Source organism: Microthrixaceae bacterium (assembly GCA_023957975.1).
Lineage (GTDB): Bacteria > Actinomycetota > Acidimicrobiia > Acidimicrobiales > Microtrichaceae > JAMLGM01.
Map to the genome: position 1 here is coordinate 17,110 of JAMLGM010000001.1, position 16,389 is coordinate 33,498.

A 16,389-nucleotide genomic window follows, 5' to 3' on the forward strand; every position below is an offset into this window, starting at 1 on the left:
CATGACATCACAGGACCAGACCTCACAGGACCAGCCGACCCTCGACACCAGCGATCTCGACCGCCACATGGGCGTGCCGATGGAGCCGGGCGAGTTGAAGGAGCCGGTCGCGCTCAACGACATCCGGCGGTGGGTGCAGGCGATGCACTACCCGAACCCCCTGCACTACGACGAGCGCTGGGCGGCCGAAAGCCGTTTCGGAACCATCGTGGCGCCGCAGCCGATGACGGTCGCCACCGACACCAGTCACGGGTGTTCTCCTGCGCAGGTCGGCAAGATTCCCAACAGTCACCTGATCTTCGGTGGCGACGACTGGTGGTTCTTCGGGCCGCGGATCTGGCCGGGCGATCACATGGTCTGTCACCGGATGCCGTACGACTACAAGGTGTCCGACACCAAGTTCGCCGGGCCGACGTGTTTCCAGCGCGGCGACACCCTCTACATCAACCAGCGCGGCGAGCGGGTGGCGCTGCAGCGTTCGACGGCGATTCGCTATCAGGTGCGTGAGGCGAAGGAGAAGAAGCTGTTCTCCGAGCCGAAGGAACCCGAATGGAGCGATGCGAAACTCGCGGAGCTCGACGAGATCAAGGGTTGGTTCATCGATCAGATCCAGACGCTGCGCCACGACCCGCGCACCTATGAGTCGGTGAGCGTCGGCGACATGCTCGCCCCGAACGTGTTGGGCCCCCATTCCCTCGCCAGTTTCACCACCGAGTGGCGGGCGTTTCCCATGACGACGTGGGGTGCGACGGCGAAGGGCCCGACCACCGTGCGGGCCGAGGAGCTCGGTTACACCAAGGAGATGGCGGGCTTTGAAGGCGACCGGCGAATGGAACGCACCAACCCCGAACTCACCGACGGCGCCTACTACGGACCGTCGCGGGGGCACCTGCAGCCTCGCTGGGCTCAACACGTCGGCATGCCGCGTGGCTACGGCTACGGGGCGTCGATGGGTGCGTGGATCATCGACTATGTGGCGGCGTGGGCCGGGGAGTGGGGCTTTGTCACCCACGCCACCTCGCAGTACCGCAACCCGGCCTTCACCGGCGACGCCACGTTCCTGTCGGGTGAGGTGATCGGCAAGGAGATCCTGCGCCGAGGCCGTCACCGCGTGAAGGTCGCTGTCGAGTTGCGCAACCAGGACGAGACGGTGATGGCCAAGGCCACCGTCGAGGTCGAGTTGCCAAGCACCGACACACTGTCCTGAGCAGCACTTTCCTGAGCAGCGCCCGTCAATGCCTTGCCCGTCAAACCCCACCGAACCAGGAGCGAATCATGATTCTCGTCGTCGTCAAACAACCCGTCCGTGCCAAGTACGCGGACGACTGGCCCGAACTCGTGCGCGAGTACACCGAGGCCACCCGCGCCGAGCCGGGCAACATCTCCTTCGACTGGTATCGCAGCCCGGAGGATCCGAACCTGTGGATCCTCGTCGAGGTGTTCGCCGACAAGGCCGCCGGCGACGCGCACACCGCGTCGGAGCACTTCGCCAAGGCGAGTGGCGAGATGGCCCGCTGGTGCGCCGCCATCCCCGAGATCATCCACATGGAGGGGCCGGGGGAGGGCTGGTCGCTCGCCGGCGAGGCCTCCTAGCGCCGTGGCACGTTCGACGATGAGACCATGTCCGAGGGAGGTGCGCCCATGACCAGCGACCGCCAACAGCCGACGTTTCCGACCTTCGACACGGTCGAGGAGGAGCGGCGTCATCGCAAGCAACGTCTCGCCGCGGCGTTTCGTCTCTTCGGGGCCTTTGGGTTCGACGAGGGGGCGGCGGGCCACATCACCGCCCGCGATCCGGAGTTGACCGATCACTTCTGGGTTAACCCGCTGGCGATGAACTTCAAGCGCATCCGGGTGCGCGACCTGTTGTTGGTGAACGCCGCGGGCGAGGTCGTGCACGGCACCTGGCGGGTGAACAAGGCGGCGTTCATGATCCACTCGCACATTCACGAGGCGCGCCCCGACGTGGTGGCGGCGGCGCATTCGCATTCGATCTACGGCAAGACGCTGTCGACCCTTCGCCAGCCGCTGCTGCCACTCACCCAGGATGCGTGCGCGTTCTACGGCGACCATGCGGTGTTCGACGACTACGGGGGTGTGGTGTTCGAACACGACGAGGGCGATCGCATCGCCGCCGCCTTGGGTTCGCACAAGGCGGCGATCCTCGCGAACCACGGGCTGTTGACCGTCGGGGCGACCGTGGACGAGGCGGCGTGGTGGTTCATCACGATGGAACGGTCGTGTCAGGCCCAACTGCTCGCCGAGGCGGCCGGCGTTCCGGTGCCGATTCCCCACGAGCAGGCGGCGGCCACAGCGTCGATGATCGGACATCCGATGTCGGGGTGGTATTCGTTCCAGCCGCTCTATGACTGGATCGTGACCGAACAACCCGACTTCTTGGAGGAGTAGGCGATGGCTGTTTCGTGGTCGATCGCACGGGCGCTCGACGACGTGCTCGCGACCGACCCGGGTCGCGAGGCGTTGGTGACGCGGTCGGCTCGACTGAGCTACGCCGACTTGGACGCCGCCGCGAATCGTGCCGCCCGGGCGCTGGTGTCGTGTGGGGTGCGCCCCGGCGACCGGGTGGCGGCGTCGCTGCCGAACGACGTCGATGTGGTGGTGGCCTTCCACGGTGCGATGCGGGCCGGGGCCGTGTGGTTGGGCATCAACCGTGCCCTCGCCGTGCCGGAGAAGCAGTTCCAACTCGACGACACCGAGGCGGCGGTGTTCATCTGCGAGAACGCCGGAGGCGCTGGGGCTGGTGGCGGTGGCGCTGGTGCCGTCGGCGGGATGACGCTGTCGCTCGGCGAGTGGCAATCGCTCGTGGCGGGGGCGTCGGATGACGCTGTTGGGATCGAGGTCGACCCGCTCGCGCCGGCGGGCATCGCCTACACGAGTGGGACGACGGGGCGGCCGAAGGGTGTGGTGCACAGCCAGCGGGGGCTGCTCGTGCCGGCGACGGTGCTGGTGGAGAGCCGGGGGTACGACTCGACGCTGCGCAAGGCCGACTGTTTCCCGTTCACGATCCTCAACATGACCGTGCTGACCACGCTGTTGGCGGCGAGGGCCGGCGGCACGACGATTCTCATGGATCGCATCGACGCCGAAGGGGTGGCCGAGTGGATCCGCGACGAGGCGGCCACGTTGTGGAATGGGCCGCCCGCGTTGTTGCATTCGCTGGCCTCGATGGACTCGGTAGCGGCGAGCGATTTGGGGTCGTTGCGCGAGGCCTGGACCGGGGGAGCGGACTGTCCAGCGACGATCCTCGACGCGTACGAAGCGAAGTTCGGCCATCGGGTGTTGAGCACCTATGGGCTGACCGAGGCGCCGACCGTGGTGTCCATCGACCCGATCGAGGCCGCGGCGCTCGATGGCAAGGTCGGCCGGGTTGAGGGGGCGAGCGGTCGGCCGTTGCCGCATCTGGCGGTGACGATCCGAGATGAGGCCGGCGATGAGGTCGCGGCGGGGGAGACCGGTGAGGTGTGCGTCGGGCCAGCGGCGGGGGACGATCGCTACCGGCTGATGCTCGAGTACTGGCGCCGGCCCGAGGCCACCGCGGAGACGTTGGCGGGCGGGGTCCTACACACCGGTGACGTCGGGTTCTTCGACGAGGCGGGCTATCTCCACCTGCGCGACCGCAAGAAGCTCGTCATCATTCGGGGCGGTGCGAACGTGTACCCGGCCGAGGTCGAGCGGGTGTTGCAGGAGATCGACGGGGTTGCGGCCTCGGCGGTGATCAGCGTGCCCGACGAGCGGCTGGGGGAGCGGGTCGTCGCGCTCGTCGAGGTGTCCGCCGAGATTGGCGATGGCTTCGACGGCGAGGCTGCCCGAGCCTGGTGCGCCTCGCAACTCGCCAAGTACAAGGTGCCCGAGCGGATCGTCGTCATCGACTCGTTTCCCCGAAACGCGATGGGCAAGATCGTGCGCACCGAGCTGCCCGCTCTCCTCGCGACCTCGGGCGAGTGAATGGCGCGCCCACAGTTCATCTGTCGCGCCCACAGTTCAACTGTGGGTAAATCCGGCCACCTGTCGAACGCCTTTGCCCACAGTTGAACTGTGGGCATAGGCGTTACCCGATCTCAGCGCGGCCGATCTCGGTGCGGCCGAGTTTGGCGGCGGCCTCGGGGACGAACGGTTCGGGAGCGAAGGGGCCGGTCGCCACCGAGGACACCTCGATCTCGGGCAACACGACGTTGGGGGCCAGGGTGTCGAGCCAGGCGATCGTGTCGACCACATCGGAGGTGCGCAGGGTCATCATCGGGAAGTGGACGTCGTCGAGCATGGGGGTCGCCACCGGTCCGGTCGTTACGACGTGCACGGCGATGCCGTCTCGCTCCACCTCCTTGGCGAGCGCCGCGGCGAACGCGTTCAGCCCGGCCTTCGACGCCGAGTATGCGGATTTGCCGGGCTGGGGTGCGTGAGCGGAACTCGAGGACAACATGACGATGCGACCCCCGGCACCCATCGCCGACAGCGCGGCGTGGGTCACCACGAAGGCCGAGGTGAGGTTGATACGCAGCACCGATTCGAACGTGGCGAGCGATTCCTTGCGCACGAAGGTTCCCTGCATGACGCCGGCGGCGTGTACGAGCAGGTCGACGGTTCCAGCTTCGGCGACGACCGCCGCGAACTGCTCGGGATCCGCGCAGTCACCCGCCACCCATCGCGCACCGATCGATTCGGCGGCCTCGGCGAGCACATCGGCGCGTCGAGCGGTGAGGACGACGTCGTAGCCCCGGCGGACCAGTTCGGCCCCGGTCGCCAACCCGATGCCGCTGCTGCCCCCGGTGATGATCGCCCGCCGTCGGGGGCCGTCGGCTCCGTGCGCCGCGGGGCTGTTGAGTTCGCTCATGGAAATCATCGTACCGACCGGTACAACTTTGGTTCTCGGTTTTCGCTAACGTGCTTCCCGTGGCTTCATTCAACGCGTTTCTCCTGTCCAAGACCGACGACGGCCAGTCCCTCGCATGGGCCGAGGTCGACGAGACCGACCTGATGGAAGGCGACGTCACCGTCGAGGTGTCGCACTCGTCGCTCAACTTCAAAGACGGTCTGGCGATCACCGGATCGTCGCCGGTCGTTCGTCGCTGGCCAATGATTCCCGGCATCGACTTCGTCGGAACCGTGCGCGACTCGTCCAACTCGGCATTCGAGGAGGGTGACACGGTCGTGCTGAACGGTTGGGGTGTCGGCGAGACCCACCTGGGCGGCTACGCGGAGTTGGCGAGAGTGCCGGGTGAGTGGCTCGTCGCACTGCCCGAGGGCATCACCCCGAGCCAGTCGATGGCGATCGGCACTGCCGGTTACACCGCGATGTTGTGTGTCATGGCACTGGAGAGCCGCGGGGTGCGACCAGCGTCGGGACCTGTCCTGGTGACCGGTGCTGCGGGGGGTGTCGGCAGCGTGGCGATCGCTATCCTCGCGGCCCGAGGCTATGAGGTCATCGCATCGAGTGGCCGTGCCGAATCCGAGGGCGAATACCTGATGTCGCTCGGTGCGACACAGATCATCGACCGTTCCGAACTCTCCGAGCCTGGGCGTCCGATGGGTAAGGAACGCTGGGGGGCCGCGGTCGACAGCGTCGGCAGTCACACCCTCGCGAACGTGTTGGCACAGACCCGCTACGGCGGCACGGTCGCGGCGTGCGGGTTGGCGCAGGGCATGGACCTGCCCACATCGGTGGCGCCGTTCATCCTGCGCGGTGTCAGCCTGCTCGGCGTCGACAGCGTGATGGCCCCGCTTGAGTTGCGCCACGAGGCCTGGCGACGTCTGGCGACGGACCTTCCCCTCGATCTGCTCGACTCGCTGACCGTCACCCATCCGCTGTCCGACGCTCCGGCGTTGGCCCAGGACATTCTCGACGGAAAGGTGCGCGGACGCGTCGTGTTCGAAGTCGCCTGATTCGTTGGCCGGCGCCGGAGCGGATTGATTGGATCGTCGGCGCTTGTGTGGCTTGACGGTGCGGACTGAAGCGGCGATTACCGGTTCCGTCGAACTGACGGGGCTCCTTACACTCGGGTCATGTCCGTGGCGATCGAGCTGTCGGACGAGGTTCTGCGCCGACTCGAAGCGGCCGCCGCGGCGCTACATGCCCCACAGACAGGCCTTGGCGAAAGCGATGCTCTCGCGAACGTTCTCGCGCTGAACCAACTTGGGTGCGCGGCGGGAGGGGGTGAGGTGGGCCCGGCTCACCGGCAATCGGTGGCGACTGCGAGTGCCTCGCAGATTCCGTGCATTCGGTCGCCGCTGAGCGAGCCAATCCGCTGAACCAACAGGGCGAGCGATACCGACTCGACGGAGTCGAGATTCACTGCACACCTGCGTTCGATCGGATCATCGCCTGGTTCGAGGACGACCTCGCTTGGTAGACCGCGGACCGTCGTCGTGCACGGGGCGATGAGAGCTCGCCCCAGTCGTGGAATGGCGACATCGCGAGACAACACAACGACTGGTCGCCGACCGATCTCCGGGTGTTCACACCACCAGAGATCACCACGTCGAGGAAAGGCGGTCATGTCGAAGCGACGGCGTTGCGGAACGACTCGAGATCACCCCAGTCGTCCGGTTCACCGATGGGGTGGTTCTCGTAGGCCTTGGCATATTCGGCGTCGATCGTCGCGCGTCTCTCGGCTGCGAGAAGCGCGGCGAGCGCAGCGTCGATCAGCTTCGAGTCGGTTGAATCGCTACGAAGGCGCCGAGCGTCGGTGAGGAGGTCGGCGTCAACGGTGGTGCTGATGCGGATTCGGGCCATTCGCAAGTATGGCACGACTATGCCACGACTATGCCACGGAAGTGCCACGGTGCTCGCTGGCGATCTCGTCGGAGGCGATGGCGCAGAATGGGTTGTTCCGCAAGCGCAGGAGCACTGTTGGGCTGATAGGCGTTCGCGGTTCGGGCGTTCGAGATGTTCACGTACGTTCGCGGGTGTAGCGAGAGGGTTGCCGTCGAGATTGACCGAAACGTCCTCGTCGGTAGTCTCCAGTGCCTCGTCGGTGGGTGGTCCGTTATTAGTGGCCACTGACGATTCGACACCGTCACCCAGACAACCCACCAAGTGACCGAACCTGAACCACCAGCGCTGACTGCTGGGCGCTGCAAGCCGCGGTACGCTCGCGCTCTTGGCAGATGTCGACGCGTACCAGTGAGACGCGCTCGAAGCCGATCTCAGGGGAGTACCAATGTCTGAACGAGCGGCGTCCGACCGAGCCGTGTCCGACCGAGCGGCGTCCGAACGAGTGCATGCATTCACCGATGATGCGCTCGGTGATGACGACGCGGTTGCGCTCGCGGAGCGTGTCCGCTCCGGAGCGGTGCATCCCAAGGAGTTGCTGGAGGCGGCGATCGCACGGGCGGCAATGGTCGACCCGACCCTTCGTGCGGTCGAAACCCCGATGTATGACCGACCCCGCACCGGCGCCGGTTCCGACGCCCCGTTTTTCGGCGTGCCGACCTATCTCAAGGACAACACCGAGGTCCTCGGCGTGCCCACCGGTAACGGCAGCGAGGCCTACGTCGCCAAGCCGGCACAGAAGGACGCGCCGTTCACCGGACAGGTCCTGTCGACCGGGGTCACCATCATCGGCAAGTCGCGGCTTCCCGAGTTCGGGCTCAACGCCTCGACGGAGTTCATGACGCGCGAGCCGACCCGTAACCCGTGGAATCCCGCCTATTCGGTGGGTGCTTCCTCGGGAGGTTCGGCAGCGCTCGTCGCGGCTGGAGTCGTGCCGATCGCGCACGCGAATGACGGCGGTGGCTCGATCCGCATCCCGGCAGCGTGTGCGGGGCTCGTCGGGTTGAAGACGACCCGCGGGCGCCATCTCATCAGTGACCGGATGAAGAAGGTGCCGATCGACATCGGAACCGAGGGCATCGTGTCTCGGTCGGTGCGTGACACGGCGGTGTTCCTCGACGGGATCGAGGCCGGCTACCGCAACCCGATGCTGCCGCCCGTGGGACGCATCGAAGGGCCCGGCAACCGGCGGCTGCGTGTCGGGGTCATCTTCGACTCCATCACCGGTCCGCCCGACGCCGACACCCGCGCCGCCGTCGAGCAGACCGTGGCGATCCTCGAGGAAGCCGGCCACCACGTCGAGGAAATCCCGCTGCCTGTCGGCCTCGGTTTCCGCGACGACTTCCTGCAGTACTGGGCGCTGCTGGCCCACGCGCTCATCGATCTCGGCAAGCACCTGGTCGCATCGGATTTCGACAAGACGAAGGCCGACGGTGTGGGGCGCGGCCTACGGGATCATCACCGGGCGAACCTGCGCCACACCCGTGGGGCGATCAAGCGCCTGAAGCAGGTTCCGGCCGCGTACGGCGAGATGTTTCGGGGCCACGAACTCGTCGTGTCGCCGGTGCTTCGCCATCCCGCTCCCGAGATCGGCTACCTGAGCCCCCAACTCCCGTTCTCGACGCTGATCGACCGGCTGTTCTCCTATGTCGCCTACACGCCGCTCAACAACATCGCCGGAACGCCGGCCATGTCGGTCCCGGCGGGGTTGTCGTCGACGGGCCTGCCGGTTGGCGTGCAGTTGCAGGGGGCGTGGGGCGATGAGCGCACGCTGATCGAGGCCGCGTACCTGTTGGAACAAGCCAACCCGTTCCCCCGCATCACCGACTGAGCCGGTCGCCGTCTCGCCGTCTCGCCGTCTCGGTTGCGTCAGACGGTGGCGACGGGGGTGAGCGGCGAGCCGACGACGCCGGGCAGGCGCAGCGGGGGAGCGGTGAGCAGGAACCGGCTTCGGTTGTGCTCGCGCAGCCACAGCGCCAGGTCGTGCAGGTACCACATCTCGCCGAGGGGCACGCCGAGTTTGAACAGGCACAGGTGATGAATGGGCAGGAACGAGTGGCGTTCGGGCTCGCGGTCCTTACCCAGCAGTCCCTCCACGGCGTAGTTGTCGGCGACGAGTGCGGAGATCTGTGAGGCCTCGATCCACTCCAACAACGCCGGGTCCTTCGCGTCGAGATAGCTCGAGGTCGTGAACAGCTTGCGGGGGTCGGGGTTGCCGCCCCATTCGAGGATCCGCGTGGCGAAACCGGTGTGGAGCAACAAGATGTCGCCGGGTTCGACGACCACGCCGTCCTCGTCCATGATCCGCTGCAGGGTCGCCAGGTCGACCGCGCGCCATTCGTCGCTCAGGTGCGCTTCGAGATCGACGAGCACACCTCGCCCCTGCACCCCGTGCGCCGCCATGTGCTCCAACCCGAGGTGATGGGCGAAACAACGGTGGCCGCTGCCGTCGCCGCGGGCGTCCTCACTCGGCCCGACGAGGTCGATGCCCGCCCGGTAGCCGTTGTAGAAGACCGGCTCGTCGACCCCGTCGCCATCCGCGTCGAACTCGGCGCCGACGTGGGCGAGGGAGTCCCACTGGGTCGAATACTGCAGCGACAACGTGACGACATCATCGGTCCACACGTCGACGTATTTCGGGTCGCCGAAGTCGGGCATCTCGCTCATGTGGACGTTGTAGAAGGTGTCGCGCACCCCCTCCATGTCCTCGGTCGGGGCGATGCGCGGCGGGTGGCGACGCTGATTGAGCGCGGTGCCGCCGGGGAAATCGAGCGGCAGGCTCAGGCAGAACGAGATGCCCTCGGTGACCTCGCGCACGCCCTCGAGCACCTTGTTCGGCGTGAGCAGGTTGATGCGACCCAGTTCGTCGTCATCGCCCCAGTCGCCCCAGGTCGAGCCCTCCGGTCGTTGCACCCAACGCTTCGCCACCTTCATACCCCCTGTTGCACGAGCCAGAGCCCGAGCGTGAGACCCCTCGCCCCTCACCCCGCTCGTTCCCCGATAACCAGTGGTCGCTATAGCGACCACTGGTTATCGGAGAACAGGCGGGTGCGGCGACGTCGTTGCCGAATTGTACCGATCGGTCTAACGTACACGCGGATTCGCGATTGAGGAGAATGAAGTATCCGAATCGCCAGAACGTCGCTGTCAGCACTGTCGCTGTCGCCAGAACGTCGCTGTCAGCACTGTCGCTGTCGGCACTGTCGCTGCCAGCACCATGTCGTTGTCGACACCTCGGGGGAGGAACCAGCCATGACCGAACGTGATTTCGTCGTCTCAGCCGACGGGCATCTGCTCGAGCCCATCACCCTGTTCAAGGAGCGCCTGCCCAAGGAACTGCGTCATCTCGCGGTGTGGGAGGAGGAGTTCGAGATCGAGCCCCTCGTCGAGGGCGGCGCCCGAGTGTTTCGCAAGCTCCACACCCCCGGGTTCGAGGGGTGGACCGTCTCTCGCTATCGCCAAACCACCGGGCGCACCCCCGAAGGCGACCCCGAACACATCCTGTCCGACATGGATGCCGACGGCGTCGACGCCCAGGTCCTGCACCCCAACCTGTCGCAGTTCGGCCTGTTCACCGACCATCACGAGATGTCGATCGCTCACGCCCGCGTCTACAACGACTACGTCATCGAGCGTTTCAGCCCGTACTTCCATCGCCTCGCCCCCACCGCACCGATCCCGCTGACCGACATCGGCGACGCCGTCACCGAAATCGAACGTGTTGCGGCCGGCGGATTCAAGGCCGTGCTGCTTCCGGCCACCGCACCTCGTCCGTACTACCTGCGCGACTACGACCCGGTGTGGGCGGCGATCCAGGACACCGGGATGAGCGTGTTCGTGCACACCCAGACCGGCGGCATCCGGGTCAACGATCCCGAGGCGCTCACCCTCAAGATCATGATGGAGAACGCCCAGCAGGTGAACCAGCCGATGACCGAGAAGATGGCGGCCAAGCGCATGGTGACCCAGGCGGTCATGCAACCCGTGGTGCCCCAGACCCTCATCTGTCAGCTCATCGGCGGCGGCGTGCCCGAGCGCTTCCCGGACCTGCATTTCTCACTCATCGAGTTCAACGCGCACTGGCTGGCATCGCTCGTCGGGTCGATGGGCAAATGCTGGGTGACCGGCATCGGTCAGGACCCCGACTGGTGGATCGGCGTGTGGGACGACACCCGCCCCAACGACGACCAACCCGGCATGGCGCAGCTGTTCAAGCTCAACGAGAAATGGCTGTACCCGCTCATGCCGAGTGAGTACGTGCAGCGTCAGTTCCACGTGTCGTTCCAGGACGACCCGGTCGCCGTCGCGTGCCGTCACGTCACCGGCCTGTCGACGATCATGTGGGGCAACGACTATCCGCACGCGGAGGGGACCTTCCGCGGCAGCCAGGAACTTCTGTCATCGCTGATGGCGGGAGTTCCCGACGAGGAGCGCAAGGCGATGGTGGGCGGAACCCTCGCAGATCTGTTGGGCTTCGAACGCACCGCAGCGTGAGCCTCGGCGCCCGAATTGCCTCAGGCCAGGATGCCCCGCAGGAAGATGTCGGCGAAGGGTTCGGCGATGTCGTGGGCGACGACGCCCTTTTCGCCGCGCAACCACAGGTAGGTGTAGTTGTGCATGCCCAGCCAGGCGAGTGTGGTGAGTCGGGGATCGAGGTCGCGGAACTCCCCGGCGTCGATGCCGGCCTGCAGCACCGACTCGACGGCCGCCTCGTAGCGTCGCCTCCGTGCCCGAAACGTCGCCGCCCGCTCCTCGGTGAGCGCCGGGAATTCGTGCAGGAACACCCACACGTGATCGGGGTAGCGGTGAATGACATCGAGCAGTTCGTCGCCGAGCAAGGCCAGCTTCGTGGCCGGGGATCCGTCGCCGTCGATCACCCGATCGGCACCCGCGAGCACCTCGTCCATCACCCGGTCGTGGATCGCTGCGAGCAGCTCCTCCTTCGAGCCGATGTAGTGGTAGAACGCGCCCTTGCCGAGCCCGTTTGCGTCGCACAATTCGACGATGCCGGTGGCGTGATAGCCCTGCTTGGCGAACACCTTGGCCGAGGTGTCGACGATCGATTCGCGGCGAGCGAGCCACTTGTCGCTCCGGGCGCGTTCGTCGGCGGGCGGGGATGGCTCGGCGGGCGAGGATGGCTCTGGCATCGTGGTTGGCTCGGACATCAGGACTCCAACGTTAACGGGGGTTCGCGGCGAGACGGTCGCTGGTACATCAGGGGGTTGGCAGCGTGAACGAACTTTCCTTCGACGACCGGGTGGTCGTGGTGACCGGCGCAGGACGCGGCATCGGACGGGCCTACGCCGAATTGCTCGCGGCGCGCGGTGCAAGCGTCGTGGTGAACGACCTCGGCACCTCGATGGGCGGCCGCGGCACCGACGTTGCGCCGGCGAACGAGGTCGTCGCACAGATCCATGACTGCGGCGGGGTGGCGGTGGCGGACGGCAACGACGTGTCGAGGGTCGAGGGCGCCGAGGCGCTCGTGGCGACCGCGCTCGAACACTTCGGTCGCCTCGACGCACTCATCAACAACGCCGGGATCATGAAGTGGGCGACCATGCCCGAGATCGACCTCGACACGCTGCAGCGCCACCTGGATGTCCACCTGATCGGCTCGTTCAACACGGCCCGCGCCGCGTGGCCACATTTCGTCAAACAGGGTCGGGGCCGCATCGTCATGACCACCTCGGCCGGCATGTTGGGACACCCAGCGAACCTGGCATACGCCGCGGCAAAAGGCGGCGTCGTTGGGCTGATGAGAGCGCTCGCGGCGTCGGGCCGGGGCCACGACATCGCTGTGAACGCGGTCGCCCCCGCGGCTGAAACCCGCATGGCGGGCCAGGCCACCGACAGCCCGCCCGACTCGCCGATGGCCCCGGAGCTGGTGGCGCCGCTCGTCGCCTACCTCTGCCACGACGCTTGCTCGGTGAGCGGCGAGATCTACGCCGCCGGAGCGGGCCGGTTCTCGCGCATGGTCATCGCCACGACCGAGGGGTACCTCGGAGGTCATGACACCACGATCGACGACATCGCGCAGAACTGGGCGGCCATCGACGACACGTCCACGCTGAGCATCTCGGCCGACCTGTTGGAATGGTCGGCCGAGTTCACCAGACACCTCCACGCTGCGGATTGACCAGCCTCACCGCTCACGCAGCTCACCGCTCACGCAGCTCACGCTTGAGCACCTTGCCCGACGGATTGCGGGGGAGTGCCTCGATGAGGGTCACCGCCGTCGGCACCTTGAACTTAGCGAGCCGTGCCCGGCAATGGTCGATGAGTTCGTCGGGCGTGGTCGCCTCGTCGGAGGTCACCACGAACGCGACCGGAACCTCGCCCCAGCGGTCATCGGGTCGTGCGACCACGGCCGCCTCGACGACCGCGGGGTGTTCATAGATCGCCCGCTCGACCTCGGAACTGGCGATGTTCTCGCCGCCCGACACGATCATGTCCTTGAGACGATCGACGATGTAGACGAACCCGTCGGTGTCGCGAACCCCGATGTCGCCGGTGTGGAACCACCCTCCCGCAAACGCCTTCGCCGTCGCGTCGGGGTCACGCCAATAGCCGGTGAACACCTTCGGGCCGCGCAACACCACCTCGCCGGGCTGATCGGCGGGCAGCGACGCGCCGTGTTCATCCCAGATGTCGAGCTCGAGGTACTGACACGGCCGACCGACGCTGCCGAGCTTGGCGATCGTGTGGTCGGGATCGAGAAAGGTGTCTCCGGACACCGTCTCGGTGAGGCCGTACGCATCGGCGAACCAGGCGGAGGGAAAGATGCGACCGATGCGCTCGATCGTCGGGATCGGCATCTTCTCGCCGCCAGCGATGATCACCTTCACCGACGACAGGTCCCGTGTTTCGATGCCCTCGACGTCCAGCACGGCGCGCACCATCGCGGGTGCCGCCCAGATGACGGTTACCTTCGATCGTTCGATCTCGTCCACCACGGCCGCGGGGTCGAAGCTGCGGTGCACGATGGTGCGCGCCCCGACCGACATCATCGAGGTCGTCACGAGATCGAGCGCACCGACGTGATACAGCGGCCCACACGCGAGCCCGACGTCCGCGCTGGTGAACCCGAGCTCCGCGACGTGCGCGGCGTTCTTCCACGCCAGGTTCTCATGGGTGATCATCACGCCCTTGGGGCGACCCGTCGTGCCGGAGGTGTACATGAGCCGGTGCAGGTCGCTGCCGGCCGCAGGGAGTCGCTCGCAGCGTTCATCGGTGGCCGCGAGGTCGTCGAAGCGATGCCACCCGGCGGCAGCTGCTGCCGCGGTCGCGGCTGGGTTGGCGCCGATCGCCACCCGCACGAGTTGGTCGTGTTCGCACAGGTCGGCCGCCGCCGCTCCCAACGCCAGGGTGTCGGCGTCGCACACGAGCGCGACGGCCTGGGAGTGATCGAGGATGTAGCGCACCTCGTCGGGGGCGAGTCGCCAGTTGATCGGCATGGCGACGGCACCGAGGGTGTTGGCCGCGAAAATCGTCGTGAGGAAGTCCGCGCTGTTGTAGGCCAACAGGGCGACGACCTGGCCGTCGTCGACCCCGAGACCCCGCAGCGACGCAGCGACCGCGGCCGAACGGTCGGCCATTTCGGCGTAGCTGATCGCCCGACCCTCGAACTCGACGATCGGCGCGTCCGGACGGCGTCGGGCGTGAAGTTCCAGCACCGCGACCCAACTCATGTCGGGAGATGTCATGGGAGTCGAGGTCATGTCAGGACCTTGCGCGATGCGAACTTCCAGGTGTCGCCGTCTGCGACGAGGCGATCGTGATAGCGGGCCACGAACTGCACCGACCACGCCTCGTCGATCTTGACCAGCAACACGACGTCGCTGATCGCGGTGGCCTCGGTGTCACTCCATGTGTCGACGAGCGTGTTGGACACGAGATGGCGTTGTGGGACTCGGGGCACCCAGCGCTCGTACATGGTGCGCAACGCCTCGATTCCCGCCGCCGGGGGTTTGCCCTCGAGCTCGAAGGACCCGTCGGCGGCGAACGTCGCGATGACATCGTCGGTCCGACCATCGTCGAGGGCCAGCGTGTAGCGGGCGATGGTCGCCCGGACCCCTTCGGACACGTCTGCGAATGTGCGACTCGACATCAAATCCCCCTGATCGACGGTGTTTATCGGAACCGTCGTTGAATGTACCGACCGGTTGGTCTAAACCTACTGCAACGATGTCGCCGGGGACGTCCCGAGCGGCCTCAGGGGGATGGTCGTGACTCACGCGTGGTCGAAACAGCCGATTCCGTATGCGGTCGAGGTGCCGGATCGGGCGCCGAAGGAGCGCTACTACAGCCAGGAGTTCTTCGATCTCGAGGCCGAGCAGCTGTGGTCGCGGACCTGGCAGATGGCCTGTCGTCTCGAAGAGATCCCCGAACCCGGCGACTTCAGCGTCTATGAGATTCTCGACCAGTCGGTGATCGTCATCCGCGGCGAGGACGGCGAGATCCGGGCGATGCACAACACGTGTCGTCACCGTGGGGTGAAGCTGGCGACCGCGCCGGGCAACTGCGCCAAGGAATTCGTCTGCCCGTTTCATGGCTGGTGTTACGACCAAAGCGGGCGCAACACGAAGATCCCGATGCGTAAGTCGTTTGCGCAGCACAACATCGACGCGGATGACGTGAGCCTCGCCCCGGTTCAGTGCGATACGTGGGGTGGGTGTGTGTGGATCAACCTCGACCCCGAGGCGCCGCCGCTGCGTGAGTCGATCGAGCCGGCGGCGAGCATCCTCGATGCGTGGAAGGTCGAGGATCTGCGGGTCGAGTGGTGGTACGCGTGCCGCCTTCCGGTGAACTGGAAGCTGGCCCAGCAGGCGTTTCAGGAGATGTACCACGTCGTGGTCACCCACCCTCAGCTCGTCATCGCGGGGATGCGATACGGCGCGCAACACGGCGAGTTCGACCCCAAACGCTTCGTCGACGCCGAGATCCAGTACCTGCACACGATGAGCGAGGGCATGGCGGGGATGGTGCACGCCACCGACGTCGCGGTTGCGGAGTCGATCCGCGACATCGACCTGCCCGCCGACCCGGCCGCGGCCATGGCGGCGTGGTACCTGGCGCTCAATACCGCTGTGGTCGAGCATCATCGCAGCCTCGGCCACGAGGTTCCCGACCTCGTCGACCTCGAGGCCAAGGGGCTCGCCGAGCCGATGGGCTACGTGTTCCCGCACTACTTCGTGTTGCCGATGTATTCGAGCGCGTCCTCCTATCGCTTCCGCCCGGTCGGGCCCGAGGAGACGATCATGGAGATCTGGTCGATGACCCGGTATCCCTCCGACGCCGAACGGCCTCGCCCGGTCCCGCCGGAGATCTGGCCACACGACGATCCGCGTTGGCCCCCGATTCCGGCGCAGGACTTCTCGAACCTGCCGCGTCAACAACTCGGGCTGCACTCGAAGGCCTTCGAGTTCATGCGACTGTCGCAGACGGGGGAGGGCCACCTGTCGAACTTCGAACGGGTCCTCGACGGGTTCCTCGCCGGGTTGCCCCACGACCGGCTCGCTTCGGCGCTTCGTGAGGTGAACGTCAACCCGCTCGAACGCCACGTCGTCGATATCGAGTTCTGATCGACGCGCCGCCGGCGC

15 protein-coding genes and 1 pseudogene are annotated in these 16,389 nt (G+C 66.6%); 9 read left to right on the plus strand and 7 right to left on the minus strand.

The genetic code is table 11. The features are described 5' to 3' along the window. Window position 1 precedes the first annotated feature (1 nt). From M9952_00080 to M9952_00095, 4 genes are all read left to right on the plus strand, one after another. A complete protein-coding gene (locus M9952_00080; protein MCO5311329.1) occupies window positions 2-1,207 on the plus strand; it encodes a MaoC family dehydratase N-terminal domain-containing protein in 1,206 nt (401 codons plus the stop codon). 68 nt (window positions 1,208-1,275) lie between these two features. Then, window positions 1,276-1,593 carry an antibiotic biosynthesis monooxygenase gene (locus M9952_00085; GenBank protein ID MCO5311330.1) on the plus strand — a complete coding sequence of 106 codons (318 nt, stop codon included), beginning with the start codon at window positions 1,276-1,278 and terminating at the stop codon, window positions 1,591-1,593. Between the two features lie 48 nt (window positions 1,594-1,641). Continuing rightward, window positions 1,642-2,409 carry a class II aldolase/adducin family protein gene (locus M9952_00090; protein MCO5311331.1) on the plus strand — a complete coding sequence of 256 codons (768 nt, stop codon included), beginning with the start codon at window positions 1,642-1,644 and terminating at the stop codon, window positions 2,407-2,409. 3 nt (window positions 2,410-2,412) lie between these two features. Continuing rightward, window positions 2,413-3,966, plus strand: a complete 1,554-nt coding sequence (locus M9952_00095) for an acyl--CoA ligase (GenBank protein MCO5311332.1) — start codon at window positions 2,413-2,415, stop codon at window positions 3,964-3,966. A 103-nt stretch (window positions 3,967-4,069) separates the two neighbouring features. Here the strand turns inward: M9952_00095 and M9952_00100 are convergent, their stop codons facing one another. Further along, window positions 4,070-4,852 carry an SDR family oxidoreductase gene (locus M9952_00100; GenBank protein MCO5311333.1) on the minus strand — a complete coding sequence of 261 codons (783 nt, stop codon included), beginning with the start codon at window positions 4,850-4,852 and terminating at the stop codon, window positions 4,070-4,072. A 59-nt stretch (window positions 4,853-4,911) separates the two neighbouring features. Between M9952_00100 and M9952_00105 the strand changes: the two genes are divergently transcribed. Beyond that, on the plus strand, window positions 4,912-5,901 hold the full coding sequence (locus M9952_00105) for an oxidoreductase (protein ID MCO5311334.1): 990 nt from the start codon (window positions 4,912-4,914) through the stop codon (window positions 5,899-5,901). Window positions 5,902-6,188: 287 nt separating this feature from the next. On the opposite strand, the gene M9952_00110 is transcribed toward M9952_00105, so the two are convergent. Next, a complete protein-coding gene (locus M9952_00110; GenBank protein MCO5311335.1) occupies window positions 6,189-6,515 on the minus strand; it encodes a type II toxin-antitoxin system PemK/MazF family toxin in 327 nt (108 codons plus the stop codon). After that, window positions 6,512-6,751, minus strand: a pseudogene (locus M9952_00115) (hypothetical protein). Before M9952_00115 ends, M9952_00110 begins: the two are co-directional and overlap by 4 nt. A 427-nt stretch (window positions 6,752-7,178) precedes the next feature. On the opposite strand from M9952_00115, the gene M9952_00120 reads away from it, so the two are divergent. After that, entirely contained in the window at window positions 7,179-8,621 is a 1,443-nt protein-coding gene (locus tag M9952_00120) for an amidase (GenBank protein MCO5311336.1), read from the plus strand. Between the two features lie 38 nt (window positions 8,622-8,659). Here M9952_00120 and M9952_00125 read toward each other — a convergent pair whose 3' ends face one another. Further along, window positions 8,660-9,724 (minus strand): cyclase family protein, encoded by a 1,065-nt coding sequence (locus tag M9952_00125; GenBank protein MCO5311337.1) that lies wholly within the window; start codon window positions 9,722-9,724, stop codon window positions 8,660-8,662. Window positions 9,725-10,042: 318 nt separating this feature from the next. On the opposite strand from M9952_00125, the gene M9952_00130 reads away from it, so the two are divergent. Beyond that, complete coding sequence (locus M9952_00130; protein ID MCO5311338.1) at window positions 10,043-11,284, plus strand: amidohydrolase; 1,242 nt, start codon at window positions 10,043-10,045, stop codon at window positions 11,282-11,284. A 20-nt stretch (window positions 11,285-11,304) separates the two neighbouring features. Here the strand turns inward: M9952_00130 and M9952_00135 are convergent, their stop codons facing one another. Next, the gene (locus M9952_00135) at window positions 11,305-11,955 is read right to left on the minus strand and encodes a TetR/AcrR family transcriptional regulator (GenBank protein ID MCO5311339.1); all 651 of its coding nucleotides are present in this window, start codon (window positions 11,953-11,955) and stop codon (window positions 11,305-11,307) included. Between the two features lie 65 nt (window positions 11,956-12,020). On the opposite strand from M9952_00135, the gene M9952_00140 reads away from it, so the two are divergent. Next, a complete protein-coding gene (locus M9952_00140) occupies window positions 12,021-12,926 on the plus strand; it encodes an SDR family NAD(P)-dependent oxidoreductase (GenBank protein ID MCO5311340.1) in 906 nt (301 codons plus the stop codon). A gap of 22 nt (window positions 12,927-12,948) precedes the next feature. Here the strand turns inward: M9952_00140 and M9952_00145 are convergent, their stop codons facing one another. Further along, window positions 12,949-14,508 (minus strand): long-chain fatty acid--CoA ligase, encoded by a 1,560-nt coding sequence (locus M9952_00145; GenBank protein MCO5311341.1) that lies wholly within the window; start codon window positions 14,506-14,508, stop codon window positions 12,949-12,951. After that, window positions 14,505-14,897 carry a nuclear transport factor 2 family protein gene (locus tag M9952_00150; GenBank protein ID MCO5311342.1) on the minus strand — a complete coding sequence of 131 codons (393 nt, stop codon included), beginning with the start codon at window positions 14,895-14,897 and terminating at the stop codon, window positions 14,505-14,507. The genes M9952_00145 and M9952_00150 overlap by 4 nt, the downstream gene beginning before the upstream one ends. A gap of 118 nt (window positions 14,898-15,015) precedes the next feature. Here M9952_00150 and M9952_00155 point away from each other — a divergent pair, with 118 nt between their 5' ends. Next, complete coding sequence (locus M9952_00155) at window positions 15,016-16,371, plus strand: aromatic ring-hydroxylating dioxygenase subunit alpha (GenBank protein MCO5311343.1); 1,356 nt, start codon at window positions 15,016-15,018, stop codon at window positions 16,369-16,371. The last annotated feature ends 18 nt before the right edge of the window (window positions 16,372-16,389 follow it).